This window comes from Photobacterium makurazakiensis (assembly GCF_050336715.1).
GTDB lineage: Bacteria > Pseudomonadota > Gammaproteobacteria > Enterobacterales > Vibrionaceae > Photobacterium > Photobacterium makurazakiensis.
In genome coordinates, this window is the sequence record NZ_JAKJSJ010000087.1 from 1 (window position 1) to 21,388 (window position 21,388).

The 21,388-nt window shown below is 39.9% G+C and carries 21 protein-coding genes; 11 read left to right on the forward strand and 10 right to left on the reverse strand.

What is annotated here, in order from left to right; genetic code table 11:
* Positions 1-184: 184 nt before the first annotated feature.
* From L4D09_RS26485 to L4D09_RS26500, 4 genes are all read left to right on the forward strand, one after another.
* Complete coding sequence (locus L4D09_RS26485; RefSeq protein ID WP_428460540.1) at positions 185-571, forward strand: NADH:ubiquinone oxidoreductase; 387 nt, start codon at positions 185-187, stop codon at positions 569-571.
* Between the two features lie 294 nt (positions 572-865).
* A complete protein-coding gene (locus tag L4D09_RS26490; RefSeq protein ID WP_428460541.1) occupies positions 866-1,288 on the forward strand; it encodes a hypothetical protein in 423 nt (140 codons plus the stop codon).
* Between the two features lie 187 nt (positions 1,289-1,475).
* Complete coding sequence (gene sgrR, locus L4D09_RS26495; protein WP_428460542.1) at positions 1,476-3,176, forward strand: HTH-type transcriptional regulator SgrR; 1,701 nt, start codon at positions 1,476-1,478, stop codon at positions 3,174-3,176.
* Positions 3,177-3,279: 103 nt separating this feature from the next.
* Positions 3,280-3,402, forward strand: coding sequence for a hypothetical protein (locus tag L4D09_RS26500; RefSeq protein WP_428460543.1), 123 nt, complete (start codon positions 3,280-3,282; stop codon positions 3,400-3,402).
* Positions 3,403-3,527: 125 nt separating this feature from the next.
* Here the strand turns inward: L4D09_RS26500 and L4D09_RS26505 are convergent, their stop codons facing one another.
* Together L4D09_RS26505 and L4D09_RS26510 are read right to left on the reverse strand one after the other, a co-directional pair.
* Positions 3,528-4,739 (reverse strand): serine hydrolase, encoded by a 1,212-nt coding sequence (locus L4D09_RS26505; protein WP_428460560.1) that lies wholly within the window; start codon positions 4,737-4,739, stop codon positions 3,528-3,530.
* A 236-nt stretch (positions 4,740-4,975) separates the two neighbouring features.
* Positions 4,976-5,449: a hypothetical protein gene (locus L4D09_RS26510; RefSeq protein ID WP_428460544.1), complete on the reverse strand. Its 474-nt coding sequence runs from the start codon at positions 5,447-5,449 to the stop codon at positions 4,976-4,978.
* 191 nt (positions 5,450-5,640) lie between these two features.
* On the opposite strand from L4D09_RS26510, the gene nhaD reads away from it, so the two are divergent.
* Positions 5,641-7,068 (forward strand): sodium:proton antiporter NhaD, encoded by a 1,428-nt coding sequence (gene nhaD, locus L4D09_RS26515; protein WP_428460545.1) that lies wholly within the window; start codon positions 5,641-5,643, stop codon positions 7,066-7,068.
* A 71-nt stretch (positions 7,069-7,139) separates the two neighbouring features.
* On the opposite strand, the gene ltaE is transcribed toward nhaD, so the two are convergent.
* Positions 7,140-8,150: a low-specificity L-threonine aldolase gene (ltaE, locus tag L4D09_RS26520; protein ID WP_428460546.1), complete on the reverse strand. Its 1,011-nt coding sequence runs from the start codon at positions 8,148-8,150 to the stop codon at positions 7,140-7,142.
* A gap of 269 nt (positions 8,151-8,419) precedes the next feature.
* Here ltaE and L4D09_RS26525 point away from each other — a divergent pair, with 269 nt between their 5' ends.
* Together L4D09_RS26525 and L4D09_RS26530 are read left to right on the forward strand one after the other, a co-directional pair.
* Entirely contained in the window at positions 8,420-8,722 is a 303-nt protein-coding gene (locus L4D09_RS26525; RefSeq protein ID WP_428460547.1) for a hypothetical protein, read from the forward strand.
* A gap of 138 nt (positions 8,723-8,860) precedes the next feature.
* Positions 8,861-9,478: a LysE family translocator gene (locus tag L4D09_RS26530; protein WP_428460548.1), complete on the forward strand. Its 618-nt coding sequence runs from the start codon at positions 8,861-8,863 to the stop codon at positions 9,476-9,478.
* On the opposite strand, the gene L4D09_RS26535 is transcribed toward L4D09_RS26530, so the two are convergent.
* The 3 genes from L4D09_RS26535 to L4D09_RS26545 all read right to left on the reverse strand — a co-directional run bounded on the left by L4D09_RS26535 (position 9,467) and on the right by L4D09_RS26545 (position 12,583).
* Complete coding sequence (locus L4D09_RS26535) at positions 9,467-10,345, reverse strand: LysR family transcriptional regulator (protein ID WP_428460549.1); 879 nt, start codon at positions 10,343-10,345, stop codon at positions 9,467-9,469. The two genes, L4D09_RS26530 and L4D09_RS26535, sit on opposite strands and share 12 nt — an antisense overlap.
* Before the next feature lie 87 nt (positions 10,346-10,432).
* Complete coding sequence (gene nagA, locus L4D09_RS26540; RefSeq protein WP_428460550.1) at positions 10,433-11,557, reverse strand: N-acetylglucosamine-6-phosphate deacetylase; 1,125 nt, start codon at positions 11,555-11,557, stop codon at positions 10,433-10,435.
* Between the two features lie 108 nt (positions 11,558-11,665).
* On the reverse strand, positions 11,666-12,583 hold the full coding sequence (locus tag L4D09_RS26545; protein WP_428460551.1) for a LysR family transcriptional regulator: 918 nt from the start codon (positions 12,581-12,583) through the stop codon (positions 11,666-11,668).
* Positions 12,584-12,678: 95 nt separating this feature from the next.
* On the opposite strand from L4D09_RS26545, the gene L4D09_RS26550 reads away from it, so the two are divergent.
* Positions 12,679-14,097 (forward strand): MDR family MFS transporter, encoded by a 1,419-nt coding sequence (locus tag L4D09_RS26550; protein ID WP_428460552.1) that lies wholly within the window; start codon positions 12,679-12,681, stop codon positions 14,095-14,097.
* 94 nt (positions 14,098-14,191) lie between these two features.
* Here L4D09_RS26550 and L4D09_RS26555 read toward each other — a convergent pair whose 3' ends face one another.
* On the reverse strand, positions 14,192-14,731 hold the full coding sequence (locus L4D09_RS26555) for a hydrolase (RefSeq protein ID WP_428460553.1): 540 nt from the start codon (positions 14,729-14,731) through the stop codon (positions 14,192-14,194).
* 89 nt (positions 14,732-14,820) lie between these two features.
* A complete protein-coding gene (locus L4D09_RS26560; RefSeq protein WP_428460554.1) occupies positions 14,821-16,365 on the reverse strand; it encodes a glutamate synthase-related protein in 1,545 nt (514 codons plus the stop codon).
* Between the two features lie 257 nt (positions 16,366-16,622).
* On the opposite strand from L4D09_RS26560, the gene L4D09_RS26565 reads away from it, so the two are divergent.
* Positions 16,623-17,312 (forward strand): VC0807 family protein, encoded by a 690-nt coding sequence (locus tag L4D09_RS26565; RefSeq protein ID WP_428460555.1) that lies wholly within the window; start codon positions 16,623-16,625, stop codon positions 17,310-17,312.
* Between the two features lie 116 nt (positions 17,313-17,428).
* On the forward strand, positions 17,429-17,710 hold the full coding sequence (ppiC, locus tag L4D09_RS26570; RefSeq protein WP_428460556.1) for a peptidylprolyl isomerase PpiC: 282 nt from the start codon (positions 17,429-17,431) through the stop codon (positions 17,708-17,710).
* Positions 17,711-18,135: 425 nt separating this feature from the next.
* Here the strand turns inward: ppiC and L4D09_RS26575 are convergent, their stop codons facing one another.
* Both L4D09_RS26575 and L4D09_RS26580 read right to left on the reverse strand, forming a co-directional pair.
* Positions 18,136-18,486 carry a hypothetical protein gene (locus L4D09_RS26575; RefSeq protein WP_428460557.1) on the reverse strand — a complete coding sequence of 117 codons (351 nt, stop codon included), beginning with the start codon at positions 18,484-18,486 and terminating at the stop codon, positions 18,136-18,138.
* Positions 18,487-18,606: 120 nt separating this feature from the next.
* Positions 18,607-19,941: a winged helix-turn-helix domain-containing protein gene (locus L4D09_RS26580; protein WP_428460558.1), complete on the reverse strand. Its 1,335-nt coding sequence runs from the start codon at positions 19,939-19,941 to the stop codon at positions 18,607-18,609.
* 254 nt (positions 19,942-20,195) lie between these two features.
* Between L4D09_RS26580 and L4D09_RS26585 the strand changes: the two genes are divergently transcribed.
* On the forward strand, positions 20,196-21,388 hold a 1,193-nt coding region (locus L4D09_RS26585), incomplete at its 3' end, for an autotransporter domain-containing protein (protein WP_428460559.1).

Consider the following 21,388-nt stretch of genomic DNA (forward strand, 5'->3'; position numbering starts at 1 on the left):
GTGTTAACATCATTCCTGTAAAATCTTATGATACAGCATGTTAAAATGTTGCGAAATGTAAATCCATGAAAATTGTGATTAATATTTCAGAAGTGAAGTAAATTGTTGTATAATTTTTAAACGATCAGTGGGAAAATAATGTTGTTGAAAGGATGCTTTTTCTTATTCTAGTGTTGAGGTGTTTATGAAATTTGGTTTGATCTTCCTTCTTTCTGCCGTTGCTGGCGTTCTTTCTGGCGAGCATTTCCATTCGTTTATGGTTGGTTTTGGTGTCGCTGCTATCGCGGTAGGTACAGGATACTGGCTCTCTTTCCGTTGCTCGGTACGCTATCCGCAATTGGCATTACTTATGTTGTTAATGGGATTAACAGCAAAGATTGGTGTGACCATCATCGGTGTAATGTGGGGGTTAGAAGCAAACTTAATTAATTCACCATTTATCTTTTCATTGTCATACTTGTTCTTTTCCATTGTTGTAACTTATTCGTACTTTAAGTTACGTGAATTCCAGTTAGAAAGAGCTAAATCTAAGTCGTCGACTGCAGGTCAGCTTGCTACTGACACAGTTTAACTCTTACACTATTTTTTATTGAAAAAACGAGCTTAAGGCTCGTTTTTTTTGTATTTAAGAAATGTCACTAGCATTATGCGAATTGAGGTAATAATGCTGGGCAGTTTTTAGCTAATGCCTCGACACTACTCCCTTGATACGAGTAAAAAAACGAGCTGTAAGCGTAAGTTTGTATAGTTGTGAAGTTTCGGCGTAGTTCTTGCTTGTTAATCTGTAATGTATTTACCGTCTCAGCCGTTTTCAGATTAAGAAATTGAGATACATTCTGATAAGTAACTACAAGAAGAGAGCTAAATGAAAATTTTTGCCCTAATAGTATTACTGCTAACCATTAGCCATCCTTTGATGGCTAATGATGTTGATAGGGCAAAAGACATAGGCCGTTGCTATAAAATGGTTATACCACCAAATATTGTTACCCGTGAAGATTACTCTGACTTCGAATATGAACAGCTGGCAGGATTAAAAGAGCATTTTAAGAAGCAGGCGAAAGTGATGGCTGGTCAACAGTGGGAGTTGGTTTCATTCATGGCGTTAGCATGGGCTGAAGGCGTTGTGAGTACACATCAGTATAATGGCGAACAGCTGCATGACTATCGTGACTGGGTGTTAGAATCATGTCGTAGTTATTATGGCTCCGGCGGTTTCAAGCATGTACGGCTAAAAGATAGCCATAAGCTAATGGTTGCTGATACCGATAGTACGTTGTTTAACTGAGTTCGGCATCAATGTTATCGTATTTAGCTATTTAAATTAAAAGGTGGCATTGCTTCACTCGGAGCAACTGGTGGGGGTAACCCTTTACTTCTGACAATGCCACCTATACCACTTGGGTACAGGTGTAGTTTTACGCTAAAATAGGAAATCTAAAACAGAAGAAATTAGATATATAGGTTCCTCTTTTATGAGTGGTCAACGGCTCAAATCTCAATTTAAACAGTTATATCAGCACTTTTCCGGTGAAGACAGCGATATAAACCTACAAGATATTGCTGAAGTGTTGTTTTGTACTCGTCGTAATGTCCGTATGGTAATCAACAAAATGGCTGACCAAGGCTGGATCACATGGGAGCCAGCTGTTGGACGAGGGAAGTTATCACGGTTAACATTCCATAGCACCGAAAGTGAATTACAGATGATTCACGCTCGCAAATTGGTTGCTGAGGGAAAGTTAGAGCCAGCACTTGAGGCATTAAGCAATAACGCTGATATGCTTGCTCAAATTATCCAAGAGCAGTTAGGGCATACCACGGCACACGGTAAACAAATTGTTAGGCTGCCTTATTATCGAGCATTCAGTAATCTGAACCCATTGCAGCCATTAAGACGATCTGAGCAGCACCTCGTTAAACAAATATTTAATGGCCTAACACGAATAAATGAGGAAAAGGAGGAAGTCGAAGGTGATCTTGCTCATCACTGGGAGGCTATATCTCCTCGTCATTGGCGATTTTTTCTTCGCCCGTCAGTGCGCTTTCATGATGGAAGGTTACTCAATAGCCAAGATATTATTACGACGTTTGATACCGTTAAGACACATCGGTTATTTAGTCACATCGACCGGGTTGATGTACCACATAGTAATACAGTAGATTTTTTTCTTAGTGCCAATGATCACCATTTTCCTGACTTGCTGACGAACTTGGTTGCAATGATTCAGCCCGCAGAGGCTGATCATAACAAACAAAACGAGTTATTCCCTGTGGGTACAGGTCCTTATAAGGTGGTTAAAAATGATAACAAGCGTTTTAAGTTAGAGGCCTTTGATCAGTACTTTGGTTTTCGAGCATTGATCGATACTGTTGATATATGGATGTTATCAGAAGTTGCCTCGTGTTATTTGCAACCTGAGACTGATGAAACGCAACTTGGCAATGTTAGTGTTTCAAGCCGATTAAAGCTTGATGAGGGGTGTAACTTTCTATTGTTTAATCGACGTAAAGGTCTACCAACTGATCAGAAATGGTTAGACTATTTCCATGGGCGCTTAAATTCGCTGAATATATTGCAGCGTTTAGATAAAGATAAAATTGGCGATTTTAGGCTAACGAATGCTTACGGTATATTGCCTGGTTGGGCGCATGTTCCATTACAAACTCGACCTACCTTAGCTCCTTCAACACGTACCGTCACAATTGCATTTTCGTGTCAGCACCCTGTTTATCCACATATCGCGCAAGCTATTCGGGACTTGTTGCAAGAAGATGGGGTAAAACTAAAAATACTTGAATTGAGTCTGACCGAAATTACTCTGGGTAAATATGCAGACAAAATTGATATTTGGCTTGGTGGTATGAGCTTAATGAATTATCGGGATGATGCACTACTATCATGGTTTTTCAATTTTGATCATATATCTAGAGCGATGCCGACTGAAGAATTTGATGCATTAGAGTATGAGGTAGAACGATGGCGTAGTCAGCCCGGCCAAAAATCACCTTGTCAGCAGATAGGAGCAAAGTTGGTTGAGTTTGGACAGGTTTTGCCATTATTTCATAACTGGTTAGGTGTTGACGATACAGGTGTAGTTCAAGGCATGCAGTCGAATTCAATGGGGTGGTTCGATTTTAAATCAGTTTGGATGAAACCTGATCACAAGCTATAACGGGTAAATTATTTATTTCTTTTTGTTGAAATAGATTGTTCATGCTAATGACATGTTTAACTTTTAAAAAGTAGGGAGTACAAACAAAAAACGGAGAGCAAGCATGTACAACTTTGAACCGTTCGAAAGTGAAATGAATGACGATGATCTTTGGGATATCGAAATGACAGACACTGAACTGGATGATTTGTTTGATTCTGAAAGTTTTGATGATGTTTATGAATAAAAAAATAAAACAGGCCGCATGGCCTGTTTTAGTGTTCGTTACGTAAAAATTGTGTAATTAGAACCGCTAGTTACTRCAATCTCTGTCTTGAAAACAACAATTTTCCTACGAAACACATAAATCAGTTACTTATCCAGATTGGTATTAGGCTCCCAATCTTGATTGGAAAACCATTGATTTATGGGGCGCCATACGACATCTACCATTGATTTATACCAAGGGGCTTCATTAGACGCTTCTTTGGCGAGTAAAGCTTGTTCTGCAATCACTTCATCATTTAGATACCATTCGACTTTACCTACTTGTTGACCTTTGTCTACTGGTGCTTCTAGGCTATTGTCATAAAAAACTTTAAAGTCGATTTGCTTACGTTGCCGTCTCGGTACTGTAATCGTTCCACCGTCAGCAACTTCTAAATTAATGGTTGATGGTGAGCCATACCATACCTTCAATGGCTGTAACTCTTTACTGCTGAAGTCAGGGGTGATGTCTTGATAAAATCGAAAACCCCAAGTTAATAATTTTTTACTTTCTGTACGGCGTGTTGTGACACTTTTTGTTCCCATAACAACGGCAATTAATCGTTGTCCATTTTGTTCTGCAGAGGATACTAGGCTGTATCCGGCTTGTTTCGTGTAGCCAGTTTTAACACCATCGACATTAAGGGTGGTGTCCCAGAGCAGTGCATTGCGATTTCCTTGCTTTATTTTACCAAATGTAAACGATTTTTCTTTGAAAAGGGGATACACATCAGGCACATCTTTAATAAAAGCACGTGTTAGTACCGCCATATCGTAAGGTGTTGTGTATTGATCATTGGCATCAAGGCCATGAGGGTTAGCGAAATAACTATCCATCATACCTATTCTTTCTGCGTGACGGTTCATCATTTCGATAAAGGCAGATTCATGCCCAGCAACATGTTCTGCGAGTGCAACGGTTGCGTCGTTGCCTGAGGAGACGATGACCCCACGATTAAGGTCATCAACGGTGACTTGATCACCAACATTTAAAAACATTTTAGATGAACCAGGAAATTTTTTCCCCCACGCATTCTCGCTAATGATAACCAGATCATTTGAAGCAATGTGACCTGATTTTAATTCTAACCCGACGACGTAACTGCTCATTATTTTTGTTAGGCTGGCTGGAGCAAGTTGTTTTCGCTCATTGCTACTTGCTATCACTTGCCCCGACTCGTAGCTCATTAACACCCAACCTTCAGCGGCAATTTCTGGTGGAGTAGGCGGAGGTTCAGCAAAGCTTGTTGAAGTAAAAGCAACCAGTGTAGTGATGGTGGCTAAATTAACTAAAGGTTTTAGGATCTGTCTAAACATCATTACTGAATAATCCTCAATCACTTAGGGCTAGCACTTCTCTTATTGTGGCTTGTGCTAATGGATGAGTAGTAAGATTGAAATGATTCGTTAATACGATCACTTTTCATCATTTAATGTTAATACCAATTCATTGATATTATGAGCTTAGTAAAATTTTGAGGTATCAGGCTAAATTTGATGCTGCCTTTGTTACGATAAGACAAAGCAAGCCTGTTTTAACCTAAGTAAAAGCATTAGACGTCGAGTTGGCTTTTCGAGGGGTAGGCAAGATTTTGGTGGTATTGGCCTTCCATAAAGAGTACATGGTAGTTAACGAGGTCGACGCATTCGTGTTGCCATTTTTCTTGTTGTTGTTGCTGGCAAAACGCCATTAGACCAACGATCATGCTGTCTAGTTTTTTTAAACTCCAGCGTTTCATATTTTGGGACTGATTAGGAAGCGTCGCGACTTCTTGAACTTTACTATAAGCAAATTGGCGATAGCTAAATGCCTGCTCAATGTTGCCAGTATTTTGATAAATATGACTTAACGTTAAACAGGCGTCTAACCAATATGCAAGAGCATCGCTATGTAATTGACTGTCGATAGAGGTAAAGATGCTATTAGGTGCGCTATTTATCGCATTAATGAGGATTGATTTGTCGCAGTGGCCATTGGTTTTATACCAAGGTGTGAGTTGGTTCATCCAAGACTGTATGTTATCCACGTTGCAACCTCTTCTTTATAATATGGCAAGTTCATTAACTCTTAGGCGTATTTAGTATTTTAGAGTAAAAATTCATGTCGTTAATTTTTTGTTACATCAATTGTTAACTTGTTGGTTTGCTTCACGTAAATACAACACTGGAATGTGTAAACTAGAGTGAGTTGAATCAATCTCATGGAGCTGAGAATACAATGAAAATGCGTTATTTAATTGGTTGCGCAATAGGATTGAGTGCAGCCGCACCTGCTTTGGCAAGTGATGCAGGTCTAGATTTAACAACATCAACAATAGGTTATGCATCCTTAATTATCTTTGGCTTAGCTTATTGTTTAGTCATGGGAGAGGAGTATTTACAGCTACGGAAATCCAAACCGGTATTGTTAGCTGCTGGCCTGATTTGGATGATGATTGGCTACGTATATCAACAACAGGGCCAAATCGAGTTAGCCAAGCAAGCACTTGAGCATAACTTGCTTGAATATGCTGAATTGTTACTTTTCCTTTTAGTTGCTATGACTTATATAAGTGCAATGGAAGAGCGGCGGTTGTTTGACTCCCTTCAAGCTTGGATGGTGAGTAAAGGGTTTAATTTTAGGACGCTTTTCTGGATTACGGGTATTTTGTCCTTCTTAATTTCACCTATCGCAGATAACCTTACTACTGCATTATTAATGTGTGCCGTCGTATTAAAAGTGGGAGGAAGTAACCTACGTTTTATCAATATTGCATGTATTAATATTGTTGTAGCAGCGAATGCTGGTGGTGCATTTAGCCCTTTTGGCGATATTACAACGTTGATGGTGTGGCAAGCAGGGTTAGTGACATTTATGCAGTTTACTGATCTCTTTATCCCATCGGTTGTTAATTACTTAGTGCCAGCGATTATTATGTCGTTTTTTGTGCCGAAAACGCAGCCAAATACGACCAGTGAATATGTAGAACTTAAGCGTGGAGCTAAACGCATCGTTGTATTATTTGTACTGACAATTGCAACAGCGGTCGGTTTCCATGCGCTTGTCCATTTCCCGCCAGTTATCGGAATGATGATGGGGCTGGCTTATCTGCAGTTCTTTGGTTTTTATTTAAGGAAAACCTTACCTCGATCGTTAGAGAAGAAAAAGGCGATTGCAGAGGCGAACCAAGATGAAGCCGCATTGAAACGTATTGGATCTGTTGTACCTTTCGATGTATTTAAACGCGTTTCTCATGCTGAGTGGGATACACTGTTATTCTTCTACGGTGTTGTAATGTGCGTTGGTGGCTTAAGTTTACTCGGCTATTTAGGGCTGGTTTCTGATGTTATGTACAATCAGTGGAACCCTGTTTGGGCCAATATCATGGTTGGTATCCTTTCTGCTATCGTAGATAATATTCCAGTGATGTTTGCAGTATTAACAATGCAACCAGACTTAACCTTGGGTAATTGGTTATTGGTGACATTAACTGCTGGGGTTGGGGGGAGTTTACTGTCGATCGGATCAGCAGCTGGTGTTGCATTAATGGGAGCCGCGCATGGTAAGTATACGTTCTTTGGCCATTTAAAGTGGATGCCAGTAATAGCTTTAGGCTATGTGGCGAGTATAGTTTGTCACTTGTTATTAAATAATGCTCTGTTTTAACTGATTAGCATTTTAGTGAGTTATAAAAAGGCACATATAGTGCCTTTTTCATTGAAGATGCTATTTGCGTCTTAAGCAACAGCTTCGGTCAATTCACGAATAAAGATATCAATGTCTTCGCGTGTAATATCAAGGTGCGTTACAAGGCGCATTGGTTGTCCAGCTGAGATCAGAATATCTTTTTCTTTTAACGTTGAGACTAACTTCGCTTGATCTATCTGAGGGGCAACTTTTGTAAACAACATGTTTGTTTCTACATGCGCAGTATTTACCTCAAACCCTGTAATTTGATTGAGTTGTTGGGCTAGATATTTCGCGTTGTCGTGGTCTTCAATTAAGCGCGTCGTTTGCTCAGTCAATGCAATCTTTGCTGCAGCAGCGAGAATACCTGCTTGTCGCATCCCGCCACCAAGTACTTTACGCCAACGGCGAGTACGTTGAATAAATGCCTTATCGCCTAATACCAGTGAGCCGATAGGTGCCCCGAGCCCTTTTGATAGACAAATCGTCATTGAATCGAAGTGGCGGCTGATTTCAGTAATATCAACATTTAATGCAACTGCAGCGTTATACACGCGTGCACCATCAAGGTGCAGTTTTAGGTCATGCTGATTAACAAAATCCCTTGCTTCTGCAAGGTAGCTTAATGGTAAGACTTTACCGTTAATCGTGTTTTCTAAGCTCAATAAGCGCGTGCGAGCAAAGTGAGGGTCATCGGGTTTAATTGCTGCTGCAAGCTTTTTAAAACAAAGTGATCCATCTTTTTCATTTTCAATTGGTTGTGGTTGAATTGAGCCGAGTACTGCTGCACCACCACCTTCAAATTTATAGTTATGCGCTTGTTGGCCGCATAGATATTCATCACCTCGTTCACAATGAGCCATTAAGGCAAGTAAATTAGCTTGTGTGCCTGAGCTACAAAATAATGCACTTTCAAATCCATGCTTTTGCGCGGTCCATTGTTCAAGTTCATTAATTGTTGGGTCATCGCCATATACATCATCACCAACTTCCGCAGAAGACATCGCTTGTCTCATAGCGATGGTAGGGCGTGTAACAGTATCGGAACGAAAATCAATCATTAGGGACATCCTTGGTGTTTTTTTTCAATATATCATTTTGCTATAGCCACATGAAACGAGAATATTTCACGCTAAAATAGTAAACAAGCCTGATACATCGGATCAAGGTCAAATTAATGATGAATTATTGTGTCGTTTTGATGAATTTTTATTGGACGCCAATATGCTTGACTAGACTTAATATAATTTGGTTAGGCCTCTGGTTTGGCGCTTATCCAGATTGTAGAAGAAAGCACTGATACGGGTTAATTCCAATAGGAGGCTGGAATATGTTGGCTGAAAATAGACTTTTTGCATTGTCAGATGAGTCTGGGTTACATGCAGATGTCACTGTAATACCGACAGGGGAGCTCAAAGTTACTATTCTAGAAAATAACAGCAGTATGGAAGGGGATTTTGACCAACTATACTTTTACTCTGATGGTAAGAAAACCGAATTAGTTTGCAAGGATTTACTAGAGCCAGAATCAATACAGTGGCATGTCCACCTTGCGAACGATGATGCTAGAGAGTTAGCTAAATTAATCGAACTTGCTGAAGAAGAATACGAGATTTTGATGCGCTCTTTATAATCCCCCCCTCATGCTGTGTTGGTGTTTATGTGATTTGAAGGCTATTAATTTTAACGTTCTGTAGATTTGTGATAAATTGAATTTTAAGAAACCACCTGATATTACGGTGGTTTTTTCATTTTACAGGGAGTAATCATTGTGCCATTAGAAAATTGGCTTGCATTCGTTGCGGCGTCTGCCGTTTTTGTTGTAATTCCAGGCCCCACAATTCTTTTAGTTATCTCTTATGCGTTAAGTCATGGGCGTAGTGCTGCAGTTGCGTTAGTTGGAGGTGTTGTATTAGGTGATTTAACGGCGATGCTTGCTTCTTTACTTGGTTTAGGCGCATTGTTAGCAGCATCAGCAGAATTGTTTACGGTCGTTAAATGGCTTGGCGCGGTATATTTAATCTATCTTGGTATGCAATTATTCAAATCGCCGATTGTTGAAGATGAACAACCGACCGATAGTAATGTGAATAGCCGACATATTTTTCGCCACGCTTACATTGTCACGTTGTTAAACCCCAAAAGTATTGTTTTTTTTATGGCTTTTCTCCCTCAATTTATTCATGCCGGTAAACCTATCGCTCCTCAGATGATAGTGCTTGTTATTACATTTATTGGCTTAGCATTAATAAGTTTGAGTGCCTATGGAATTACTGCTTCTGTAGCAAGAAATAAAGTGAGAAGCCCAATAGCACAGAGGTGGATCAACCGGACGGGGGGCTCACTCATTATTAGTGCTGGGATTGCAACCGTAGGGTTACAACGATGACTTTATCTTATCGATAAAATATTGATAACGCTTTCCTAAGGTACGGTGCTTTTTCTTGATTAAAAAGAGCGCTTGATCAACCGTGTTTGGAAGTTGGATCGTTTTTATTTCAGATGGGGATGAGAAGCTGTCCACCGCTTTTTTAGGCAGTACGGTAAAGCCTAGTCCAAGAGATACTGGCAGCAGAATTTGGTTAAGTTGATTGATGTAACCTGCGACGTTCACTTTATTGAAATCGAATGGAGTGTCAGTGAAATTAGCATGATGAACTTGCTGTAAATAATGCTCACCATCAGGATGGTTAATGAAACCGAGCTGAGATAGCTGAAGCATATCAAGGGTATCGGATGGATAACAGGCAGGCACAACCACACAAAGCGGCTCAAATCCAATTGATTCTTGGTCAATATTTGGGTCTGCGATGGCGTGTGTCACAATCCCAAGGTCTATACTGTTCGCTTTTACACTTTCTATTATTTTATGATTTGGTGCAGCTTCAACGTGAACACTAAGTTTAGGGTTACATTGTTGATGAAGAAGGAAGATAGGGTATAGATACATGGCTAATGAGCCGGAACAAGCGATATAGCATTCACCGCTATCTTCTTCGTCTTTCAGCAGACTCTTCAGTAGTAGTGCTTCATCATCACGGCGGCGTAATCCATATTGATAAAGGCTTTCACCTGCGGGGGTCAATTCAAAGCGCTTACCGATACGCTTAAGGAGCAAGGTGTCGGCTTGAGCCTCTAGCTTCTTTATATGCTGGGTAACCCCCGGCTGTGTCATAAATAGCTTTTCGGCTGTTTGCGTAAAATGTCCCGTTTCAACTAAAACAATAAAAGTATTTAACCATTGGGTATTCAGCATTAAARATAACCTAAAATTATTATTTTATACTTTATTAATAATAAAATAGTTATCTTTAATGTGGTAGCGATAAAATTGAAAACTGGATTACAGCTTCTTTTGGCCCATCTGGAAAACGCTGCTTATATTATTGTCGTCATCAATTAAGCTGATGTTTGCCTTATAGCCTTCCGCTAAGCGGCCGTATTCATGGTCAATACCTGCAGCCTTAGCAGGGTAGAGGCTTGCCATGCAAAATGCTTCCTCTCGACTAACTCCAACATGGTTGATGAGGTTTTTAACTCCCTCTATCATGGTAATTGCTGCGCCTGCAATCGTACCATCTTCGTAGTGGCATTTACCGTTAGTAACGTAACCTTTGGTACCCGCCATATCATACTCGGTCATATCAGTTCCGGCAGGGGTAACGGCATCCGTTACCATAAATAGCTTTTCGCCCAATAATTGGTGAGCGATCCGTACTGATGCAAAAGAAGAATGAATGCCGTCAACGATGATGCCTGCATAGGGCTTTTTATCAAAGATATACCCAACAGCACCTGGGTCACGAGAGCCTAGTGGGGTCATGGCATTATAAAGGTGAGTAGCCATATCCAAATTGTTTTTATCTGCCAGTTCATCGTAAGTGGCATTTGTATGTCCAAGAGAAACGGTAATACCTGCGTTTTTTAGAATATCGATAACTGACTGTGGGGTATTTTCAGGCGCGATCGTCACAACGGAAATATGATCTTTGTTATCGGCAAGGTAGTAGGCGGTTAGTTCGTCTAATACCCTAATGTGATCAATGTTGTGAGCCCCTTTTTTTTCTTTGCTAATAAATGGACCTTCAAGGTGTAGTCCAAGGATGCCTTCTTGCTCTTTATTGTCAATATTAGCAATGAGGTTGATGACATCTTGCATACTGTTGTTGTCACTGGTAATGAATGTTGGCAAATATTGGGTCGTGCCATTGGCAAGGTTCGTCGCATTCATAATATCCAGAGTACGCTTCTGAATTGCGGTGTTAAGTAAGACACCACCACAGCCATTAAGCTGTAAGTCAATAAATCCGGCGGTTGCCGTTAGTCCGGAGCCATCATAAACAGTGTCAGGCAATGCACTTTCTGCCATTGGTTTTATAGCAGAGATGGTATCACCATCAATGAAAATAGCATGATTGGTTAGGGTCGCTGTTCCGGTGAAAATATTGACATTAGTGATGGCAAACATAGAAAACCTACTTTCAAAGGTGACTTATTTTTCGTGTATAAATAAGTTAATTCGATAAGGAAAATTTGTCAATACTGTTCATGTTGATTTATGCGTATATATTTGTCCTTACATACTATTATAAATGCGATGAAGGAATTGTGTTGTGCCATTGCCTGTCCAGCGCTCATGTATAAAGTCAATTAACGCCTGGGTTCGCTCTGGTAGTAGTTTTCGTTGTGGGTGTAACATCACAACATCTGAACCTTCCAATTGCCAGTTAAGTAATACTTGCTGTAGCTCACCTCGATCAATCCATTCTTTTGCATACCACTCGGGTAATCGGGCAATGCCGTATCCTGCTATTGCTGTGTAATGAATGCATTCCAGTACGTCTGATTGAATTCTTCCATTATGCTGTAGCCCATATGTATCCCCGTTCTGGTGGTGAAAGTGCCATTTTTGATAGGGGCTCGCAGTGAGTAAGCTATGGTTTTGTAACTGTGATGGGTGAGTGATTTGCGGGTATTTGTTTAAGTATTTTTGGCTGGCACATAAAATGGCAGAGTTGTGCGCCATTCTGCGTTCAACCCAGTCTGAAGATGGTTGTATACCAAAGCGCAGTGCGATGTCTATATCACCCCGTAAATAGTAATCGGCTTGATTACCTAGTTGGAATTGTAGCTGTATCTTTGTGTGTTTTTCAGCAAATTCAAGCGCCAATTGACCTATCTGATGTTGAATCGGATTAATAGGAGCGTTGATCACAATCAATCCTGAAAGCTGCTCTTTTTCGTCATCAAGGCTAATGACTCTTTTTTCTAACTCATCAAAGATAGTACCAAATTGTTTTACAAATAGACGTCCGTCTTTTGTTAGTTGCATATCTTTCGCATGGCGGACTAACAGTTTTCTTCCTGAGTCGGATTCCAATTGCTGAATCCGGCGGCTAAGTGTGCTAGTAGGGATGTTTTTCTTTCTTGCCGCGGCAGCAAAACTGCCTGATTTTACGATGTGAAGAAAAAGCTCAAGATCATCAAGTTTCATGTTATGTCCCATTTATGGAATCTTGACCTTCATTATATCCTGTTTTCGAAATCCATCGCATAGATTATCATTACAGGGTTATTAAAGGAGAGATTATGTCGCCAAAAACGATTTTTGCCAGTGTGGCGTTAGTGATTGCCCTTGGTTCTTTAGAGAAAAGTATTGTTACAACACCTTTGCCTATGATTGGTGATGACCTTGGTGCAGGGCAAACGTTGACGTGGGTTATTACGGCTTATTTACTTGCTGCAACGGCAGTTCTGCCTGTTTACGGCAAATTAAGTGATATTTTCGGTCGAGTGAAAATGCTCAATGTGAGCGTTGTTTTATTTGTAATTGGATCGATTGCCTGTGCGCTTTCTCAAGATTTAACGACTTTGATTGCTTCGCGTGTTTTGCAAGGGATTGGAGGCGGTGGTCTAATTGCGCTTGCCTTTACTGTTATTGCGGATTCTATTCCAGCGCGCGAGGTGGGTAAATATCAGGGCTATATCTCCGCTGTTTATGCTGCATCGAGTATTGCGGGTCCATTGCTTGGTGGTTTTTTTGCTGAGCATTTAAGTTGGCGCTGGGTATTTTGGATCAACATTCCTTTGGGAGGATTAGCACTGATCTTAATTAATACTAACCTTAAACATTTGAATCAAGGACGTGATAGCAAATTTGATTGGTTAGGTGCCTGTTTATTGATGGTTGTTACAACACTTTTATTATTCCTACTTTCACCTGAAATGGTTATCAGCAAATCAATATTGTTTTCGGCATTGCTTGCTAGTGTTGCATTGCTTATTTTGGTTGAACGGCGTGTTGATGATCCTATTTTACCTGCTAGGTTAGTTAAGCTTCCTGGTTACCTAATAAGCGTTGTACTTATCATGTGTTCACAGCTATTGATGTTCGCAGTATTGGTGTATTTGCCTCTACAAATGCAATGGCAACATGGCATGGCAGCATCAACCAGTGGTTTGTTTATGATGGTCTTTATGATGAGCATTACGGCAGGGGCGTATTTTGGTGGTAAACGTATTGCGAAGTCTGGTTATTACAAGTCACTTGTTGTTATTGGTTTTACATTAACAGCACTGGCAATGACACAGCTTTACTTTGGAGTGGAAACTTCTTTGGCATTAGCATTAGCTGGTGTTGGGCTGGGCCTTACACTACCAGCGCTGAATGTTATCGCCCAAGACGTACTACCCGCAGCTGACAGAGGGATTGGCCTCTCAATGTTCGGTTATGGTCGGGAATTAGGCGGCGCGATTGGTGTTGCGTTATGTGCGGCTTTATTCCACTTGAAGGTACCAGTATTGCTCGGAGAGGGATCAAGTGAGGGGTTAGGGAGTTTTGATGCTGTACAGCTTGGCGAAGGCTTTACGCTAACATATGGCGGAATGGCGGTTATTGCTTTGATCGCATTAATCATTACTGTTATTGCATTAAAGGCGCGCGAATTATCAGTTAGTGTAAAAACGAATGAGCAGAATGTCGTGACTGCTGAGGCTACTAAGTCGTAGGTAACTATACGTTCAATTAGCCTTAACATTTAAGCCATGATGTGCGAAAGGCACATCATGGCTTTTTATCAAAGCGAATAAGTTGAACACAAGATTATTTGACGATATTTAAAATCTGTTTAAACCGCTCGCCTTCTGCCACTTCTTGTAACTCAAAAAGAACCATTTCCGTGCTCGTCAATGAAGCGCCTGCTTGTTCCATTTTATGAATAGCAATTTGCTTGTTTTTTGCATTTCTTGCAGAAACAGCATCTGTAACGACTTCGACATGATAATTAGCGTCGAGTAGTTGACGGACTGTTTGGTAAACACAGATATGCGCTTCAATACCCACAATAAGAATGTTATTACAATCTGCTTTTTCTAAGGCTTCAATGAATTTTGGCTCACGGTAGCAGCTAAAGCTGTTCTTCGCGATAGGTGCGTGGTTTTGTAAGTGATCAGAAAGCTGCGGGATGGTAGAGCCCAGCTTTTCTGGGATTTGCTCAACCCAGATAATAGGCAGCTCTAAAATATTGGCACCTTTAACCATTGTTTCAAGATTATGGAATAGCTCATCGCGTTGATCCATAATTTGAGCAAGCTTACCTTGTACGTCAACAATTACGAGTGCGGTGTTATTGGCCTTTAGCATTATTGAGCCCTTCTGAGAATAAGTTATTCAACTTTAAAAGATTTATTCCACCGTGTACAAGGTTTACCCTTTGTTTTGTTATCCAACCGTTAATTACGCTGCATGAATCCTGAATATTCGATGCCAGCAAGGCGCGCCATATCGTAGTGCCAACTGGCAAGATCATCTCGATTAAACTGATTTAAGTGATGATGCCCGCAGGCTCTTGCCATAACCTGCATCAGTTCCGTTGATGCCATGAAAAAATTATGCAGTTGTTTTGCGGCTTTGTCGGGGTTTAATTTTTGTCGAAGGTCTTTTTTTTGTGTTGCAATCCCAGCAGGGCAATTATTGGTGTTACATATTCTCGCGGCTACACAGCCGATAGATTGCATAGCACTGTTAGCAATAGCAATGCCATCAGCACCAAGTGCAAGGGCTTTGACGAAGTCACTCGGCGTTCTTAAACCGCCAGTAATAATTAACGTAACGTCGTTTGATACGCCTTGGTTATCTAGAAAAGAGCGGGCTCTAGCTAGGGCAGGGATGGTTGGTACACTAATGTGATCCCTGAATATCTGAGGGGCAGCTCCTGTTCCGCCTCCGCGGCCATCTAGAATGATATAGTCAGCACCAGCTTCCAGTGCGAAGGCGATATCACGCTCTATGTGATTAGCGCTGAGTTTGAAACCAATTGGAATACCACCCGTGATAGCTCTAACATTTTCAGCAAAGGTGGCAAAATCTCGAGGTGTTTTTAAATCTTCAAACGTTGGTGGTGAAATAGCATCAACACCTTCAGTTAAGCATCGGGTCTTTGCTATTTTCCCAACATTTTTAGCTGCTGGTAAATGGCCGCCAGTCCCTGTTTTTGCGCCTTGTCCACCTTTAAAATGAAAAGCTTGAACCTTTTGTAGTAACCCTTCGTGATAACCAAACTTGGCGCTTGCTAGTTCATAGAAGTAACGTGAGTTAGCAGCCTGCTCTTCTGCAAGCATACCTCCCTCACCAGAGCAAATCCCTGTACCAGCCATTTCTGCTCCCATTGCGAGGGCTGTTTTAGCTTCTTCAGATAAAGCACCAAAACTCATATCAGAGACAAATAAAGGGATATCGAGCACTAATGGTCGCTTGGCTTTCGGCCCTATGATTAATTCAGTATTAACTTTTTCTCCTTCAAGCAAGGGTTTGGTGGCCATCTGTGCAACCATAATCTGAATATCGTCCCAGTCAGGTAACTGATATCGAGGCACCCCCATTGCTGTCATTGGTCCGTGATGACCTAGCTTACTTAATCCTTCTCTTGCTAATTGATGGATAAAAGCGACGGTTGGTTCTTCATTCGTGGGTTCTGCAATAGGCATAGCATCTGCGGAATGACTGATACCGGGACCTTCTTTTCCGATATCTTGCTCAGTAAATTTCTTGTGGGTTCCATCGCAAAATGGCGTGTTAGCAGTATGCTTACATGCACAGAGGTAAGCATCCTCGTCGTTATCAGCTTTAAAAGGGTGCGGGGTTATCCCTGTACCTTGATGAGACCCATCGCAGAAAGGCTGTTTCTTTGAACGCCCACAAGCACAAAAATAGTACTCTTGATCTTTTTTTAATGTCACTTTGATCGGTTTATTATTCGCAACAATAGGCTTTGCCATTACTCACTCCAAATCAAGAAACAGAGGTGATATCGCTAGAGTATGGAATAGGAAAGCAATATTTTCAGCAAACAGCATGCTTGTTGAGCGAAAAGATAAATTTGAAAAGTAGTTAATGAGTCACTTACACTCATAAGTGTGATATAACCGCTGACTAGCACGAAGTTTTAACGCTTTGTAACGGTCAACTACTTTACAGTTGTTGTTTTTCGATGAACAATGCTGAAGTGTAATTGTTAGAGAATTTTGAAAAGATTATGACAGAAAAAAAAGCCAGCCCATTTAATGATTTGATTTTTAACGTCATCATTCCCTCAGTTGTTCTAATGAAGCTGAGCGGAGATGAGTATTTGGGATCAGTCGGTGCGTTACTTGTCGCTTTGGCCTTTCCTGTTGTCTTTGGTGGTTTTGAACTCATCAAATACAAGAAATTTAACTTTATCTCTTTGTTAGGTTTTGTCAGCGTTTTGCTAACAGGGGGTATTGGACTATTAGAGCTCGATCCCAAATGGTTAGCCGTAAAAGAAGCTTTGATACCTGGTTTAATTGGTGTGGGTGTATTTGCATCAACCTTTACTAAGTACCCGGTTGTTAGCAAGCTTTTAATCAATGATACAGTGCTGAATATGGCATTGATTAATGAGAAGTTAGGTGAAAGGCATAAACGTACTGAATTTGAACGTAGTCTTGCTATTGCCAACTATCTATTTGCGAGTACATTCGTCTTTTCATCGGCAATGAATTACGTACTAGCCAAAATGATTGTGACTAGCCCGTCGGGCTCACAGGCATTTAATGAAGAATTAGGGCGTTTGACGTTAGTTAGTTATCCAATGATCGCTATTCCATCGATGATAATGATGATGGGTGTTTTCTATTACATGTGGCGTCAGATCCGCCAGATGACAGATTTAGAAACAGCGCAGATCCTTAAGACTGAAAGCTGACCCTAAACACGATTTAAAGATTAAAAGCCAGCACGATTGCTGGCTTTTTATTTTTGCAGGCTAATCGTGACGATCTTTTGGTATAATGTCGCGATAGTTCGATTTAAGGTAACACTATGGCTTCTACAGCAGCAGCGCTTCATATTTTGGTGAAGCATAAAGAACAAGCAGATGACATCCTAAAGCAATTAAAAAAGGGTGCAAAGTTTCAAACACTTGCAAAAAAATACTCCACTTGCCCATCAGGTAAGCGTGGTGGTGATTTGGGTGAATTCCGAAAAGGGGCAATGGTCCCAGCTTTTGATAAGGCCGTTTTTTCAGGGAAAGTACTTGAGCTTTTAGGCCCAGTTAAAACCAAGTTTGGATATCATATTATAAAAGTGCTTTATCGCACTTAATACCACTTGTGTTTGAATGGGTATGATACAAGAGCGCTTACTGCGCTCTTTTTGTATCGATGTCGAATAGGTTGTGTATGGTATGATCTTCTTTTCGAGTGTCTGACCATGAGAGAATTAGACTGTATTGGCGTTGAATGACAAAGACCCATGTACATATTGCTATTGATATTGCCAATGTCCAAAGACCAATTCTTATGCTTGGGTGGGACGATAGCAGGATAATAGAGATTCCAATACCGCCAACGCACATTGCGAGCAGAAACGGGTAGGTAAGGTTAAAAAAAGAGCGATAGTGAAAAAACAAAGCATAGATGCCTTGTTTTATAGCTGTAGTGATTTTTTCCTTCATCGACAACACTCCTTAAGTCTTGCTAACAATAACTTAACATTTGGATGTTGGAGGTCAAGCACTAATCTATCATTTACTGCCTGTATTTATTCAGTGGGTTAGGGCACAATTCATCTGTCAACAGCATAACTTTTTCTTGTTGAGCTTGATCTTTATTTATCTCTGGGTATTTTATTTGCAGCCTTTCCATGCAAAGTTCTGCCGTGTTTATGATGTTCATGAGTTGATCTTGTGTCTGGGTTACAGTACTCAAATCCCCCGATTGTTGGGCTTCAGAGAATGCACTAATAACAAGTTCAGCTTGTTGGTAAGGCTCTTGTAAACACTGACAAACATCATCTGCAGCTTGCGAAGTGTCGTCGTTAGCCATTGCTGTAAAATTAAAAATAGAAAGACAGAAAAAAATGTAGAAAGTAGGTTTCATTTGAACAACCACTGTCAGCACGTTTGCTTTCAGTGTATACCCAAACTCTCTCAAGGCGCTAGTTAGGTAGAATAAAGACAGTTAAACTAGGGTACAACAGAAGCTAAGGTGCAACAGGAGTTAAGGCACAACAGGGTGATTTTTTTGTTCACAATTACTATTTAGGCCTAAGCCTATTGCATAGCAAGGAAAGGATTGGCCAAATAGTTCACTAAAACCTGAACCATTGTTATTTTCTTTTTGATACCAAATAAAGCCAATATCTTCAGAAAACCAAAGCATGAGTTCTAATTGCGTATAAAGTAAATGTGTAGTGACTTTTATTTCTTCTCTAAATAAATTAATTCCATGGCGTTCAATTTCACCTGGAGTATTAAGATCTAATTTTTTTTGTTCATTTTCATTGACCACCCAATAGAAGTATTCTGGTGTGGTTGTAATTGACGAAATAAAAGGTTTTTGCACCGAATCATTAAAGACTAAACTACCACCTCGAAAGTTAGTTGTTACAAATTCAGTACCTTTAGTGTTTAATTTAAAACCAATGCTTGTGAATGACCAACTTTTATCTTTTTTCTGGTGAACAAAGTGTTGGGTCAAATTTTTAGAAAATAAACCATTATCTATGAAGTGATTATATGATTTAGCACCAGATCGCGTTGCCGTATCTGCTTGTAATACAGGCATTGAACCCAAACTGTCTAGTTCTTTTTCAAATATAGGCCAGGATAGGTTTATATCATTATGCTTGAAGCTTACGGCATGAGATGTATTTTCTTTACATCCACTTTTTGTTTTGTCACAAACCGCGATTGAATAAAATTCATTAGTTTTCGCAATGAAAAGTAGTTTGTTAGTAACGCTAGAGGAGGGCTTTATATAAGTATCGGTGTAGTTAATTAAGTAGCTAAGATCATCAGCATATTGAGAAATCAATACAATGGTATTATTGTCATCGTCGACTTCAACGAGGTAGTTATACTCCGTTTCTTTATTTATAAATGAAAATGAGAAAGCAATAGCCAAAAAGGCTATAATAACGCTTCCTCCCAAATAAAATAATTTGTTTTTACTTTTAGATATAACCTTTTTATTTTCTTTTGTTGGAATATTGATATCTTGTTTTTCAGCATAGCCATTAGTAATTATTTGGTAACCAAGTTTTGGTATAAGGGCTATGGTTTCACCTGTATTTTGCTCTTTTAGCTTAATTCTGAGCGTACGAATGGTTTGGAATAAGGATGTTGTTGCCACCTCCTTTCTGGCCCAACCTGCGCTTAGTAAGGCTTCTTTAGACACCATGGCAGGTGAAGCAACGATGAGTTTGTTTAGAACTTCACGCTCAGCCCTGTTTAGCTTAATGGTTTGCTTTAGAGTAAAAAGGCACTTTTTATCAAGATCAAAGAAATGCGTATTACCAATCTTTACGATGTTTGTTGTACTTTTTTCTGTCATACGCATGCCAATAACAATTTACCAATCACCTCAATTTTGACATATATTTTATGTTTCTACTATAAAAGCCGCTACTCAGCGTATAGTTTCTGGTTATTTTACCATTCTGTACTTATTTGTTAACAAAAATAAGCCGTAATGATTATTTTTGCGACAAAGTCCTGTTGCCTACCTTTCTATACTTAGTTCGTTGATACAGCAATAAGCACTTTCATATATTGATTATTAGAAGAAAGTGATATTTTGGGGGCGTTATGCGTTTGTCATTAAAGCGTTTATGTTGTGGCTTTTCATGTATATACGGAATTTTTTGCTCATGTGCGTGGGCAAATGATGATCCAGCGGAAGATTCAATTTCTACTCGACTTTCTAATGAGGTGTATGCCGCTGTTTCAGATTTGAAGCAAATGGCAAACAGCGTAAGAGGCGATAAGATAGGTAAAAAATTACAGCGTAAGCTCAAAACCGCCGAATCGACCTCTCTACGCTCTATTGCTGTAAACGAAAGGACTACGAGTTATCGAGCATCTACAAAAACGACCTCGTTTTTAACCAATAGTGAGGCTCGATATAACGATAGTGCTCTCATTAATGATTACTCTCGATTAGATACTTATATTCGAATGGATAACACATCAATTAATGATAATGTATCGTTACAGAAGGGCACAGAACAAGAACAAAGTGGCTACTCTTTAACGTTGGGAGGAGATTACTTATTTAATGAGCATTATTTATTTGGTTTAACGCTGGGATTACCATTTTATAAGCCATTGACAGAAAATAGTGAAAACGAAATTGATGGAATGATTGCATCCGGTTATTTTAGCTACTTTCGTAATGCTTGGTATGTTGACTTTACCGCCAGTTATGCGGTTATGGACACAGATATTGAACGACAAGTAACGCTTTACAGTGATACCGTTGTTAATAATACCAACGAAGTTGATTCTGATATTTGGGTGTTTTCATTGGGTAGCGGTTATATTTTTGATTATAACTATTTAAACGTCGCACTAGAAAGTAACCTTCAATATACACTATCTGATACCGATCGCTATGCAGAACGTGTTTCGTTATCTAATTCAAATTATTTAATTTCGAAAGTAGATAACATTAATGCGCTAGAGTCTACAATGTTAATCTCGGGTCTAAGTATCTCTCATCCTTTAAGAACGCCATTCGGTGTTTTCCAGCCTTATGCGAAAGCGTATGTGCATTATGATATCGCTAGTGGTAACGAACGTATAATTTCACAATTAAAATCGAATCACTCTGGTAGCATTTTACCGATTGTTGTGGAATCCGATGATAACTTTTATGGACGATTCCATTTAGGTATATCAGGTGCCTTCAACCAAGATTGGTATGGTTATGCCGAAGCCAGTCAGTTATTCGAGCATGATGATTTATCAGCCTATACTATCTCTGTTGGTTTAAGTGTTGC

What these genes read in the sequence shown, in the direction of transcription:
- L4D09_RS26485 (WP_428460540.1), top strand. Translation starts at nt 185, where the DNA reads ATGAAATTTGGTTTGATCTTCCTTCTTTCTGCCGTTGCTGGCGTTCTT.
- L4D09_RS26490 (WP_428460541.1), top strand. Translation starts at nt 866, where the DNA reads ATGAAAATTTTTGCCCTAATAGTATTACTGCTAACCATTAGCCATCCT.
- sgrR (WP_428460542.1), top strand. Translation starts at nt 1,476, where the DNA reads ATGAGTGGTCAACGGCTCAAATCTCAATTTAAACAGTTATATCAGCAC.
- L4D09_RS26500 (WP_428460543.1), top strand. Translation starts at nt 3,280, where the DNA reads ATGTACAACTTTGAACCGTTCGAAAGTGAAATGAATGACGATGATCTT.
- L4D09_RS26505 (WP_428460560.1), bottom strand. Translation starts at nt 4,739, where the DNA reads ATGTTTAGACAGATCCTAAAACCTTTAGTTAATTTAGCCACCATCACT.
- nhaD (WP_428460545.1), top strand. Translation starts at nt 5,641, where the DNA reads ATGAAAATGCGTTATTTAATTGGTTGCGCAATAGGATTGAGTGCAGCC.
- ltaE (WP_428460546.1), bottom strand. Translation starts at nt 8,150, where the DNA reads ATGATTGATTTTCGTTCCGATACTGTTACACGCCCTACCATCGCTATG.
- L4D09_RS26525 (WP_428460547.1), top strand. Translation starts at nt 8,420, where the DNA reads ATGTTGGCTGAAAATAGACTTTTTGCATTGTCAGATGAGTCTGGGTTA.
- L4D09_RS26535 (WP_428460549.1), bottom strand. Translation starts at nt 10,345, where the DNA reads ATGCTGAATACCCAATGGTTAAATACTTTTATTGTTTTAGTTGAAACG.
- nagA (WP_428460550.1), bottom strand. Translation starts at nt 11,557, where the DNA reads ATGTTTGCCATCACTAATGTCAATATTTTCACCGGAACAGCGACCCTA.
- L4D09_RS26545 (WP_428460551.1), bottom strand. Translation starts at nt 12,583, where the DNA reads ATGAAACTTGATGATCTTGAGCTTTTTCTTCACATCGTAAAATCAGGC.
- L4D09_RS26550 (WP_428460552.1), top strand. Translation starts at nt 12,679, where the DNA reads ATGTCGCCAAAAACGATTTTTGCCAGTGTGGCGTTAGTGATTGCCCTT.
- L4D09_RS26555 (WP_428460553.1), bottom strand. Translation starts at nt 14,731, where the DNA reads ATGCTAAAGGCCAATAACACCGCACTCGTAATTGTTGACGTACAAGGT.
- L4D09_RS26560 (WP_428460554.1), bottom strand. Translation starts at nt 16,365, where the DNA reads ATGGCAAAGCCTATTGTTGCGAATAATAAACCGATCAAAGTGACATTA.
- L4D09_RS26565 (WP_428460555.1), top strand. Translation starts at nt 16,623, where the DNA reads ATGACAGAAAAAAAAGCCAGCCCATTTAATGATTTGATTTTTAACGTC.
- ppiC (WP_428460556.1), top strand. Translation starts at nt 17,429, where the DNA reads ATGGCTTCTACAGCAGCAGCGCTTCATATTTTGGTGAAGCATAAAGAA.
- L4D09_RS26575 (WP_428460557.1), bottom strand. Translation starts at nt 18,486, where the DNA reads ATGAAACCTACTTTCTACATTTTTTTCTGTCTTTCTATTTTTAATTTT.
- L4D09_RS26580 (WP_428460558.1), bottom strand. Translation starts at nt 19,941, where the DNA reads ATGACAGAAAAAAGTACAACAAACATCGTAAAGATTGGTAATACGCAT.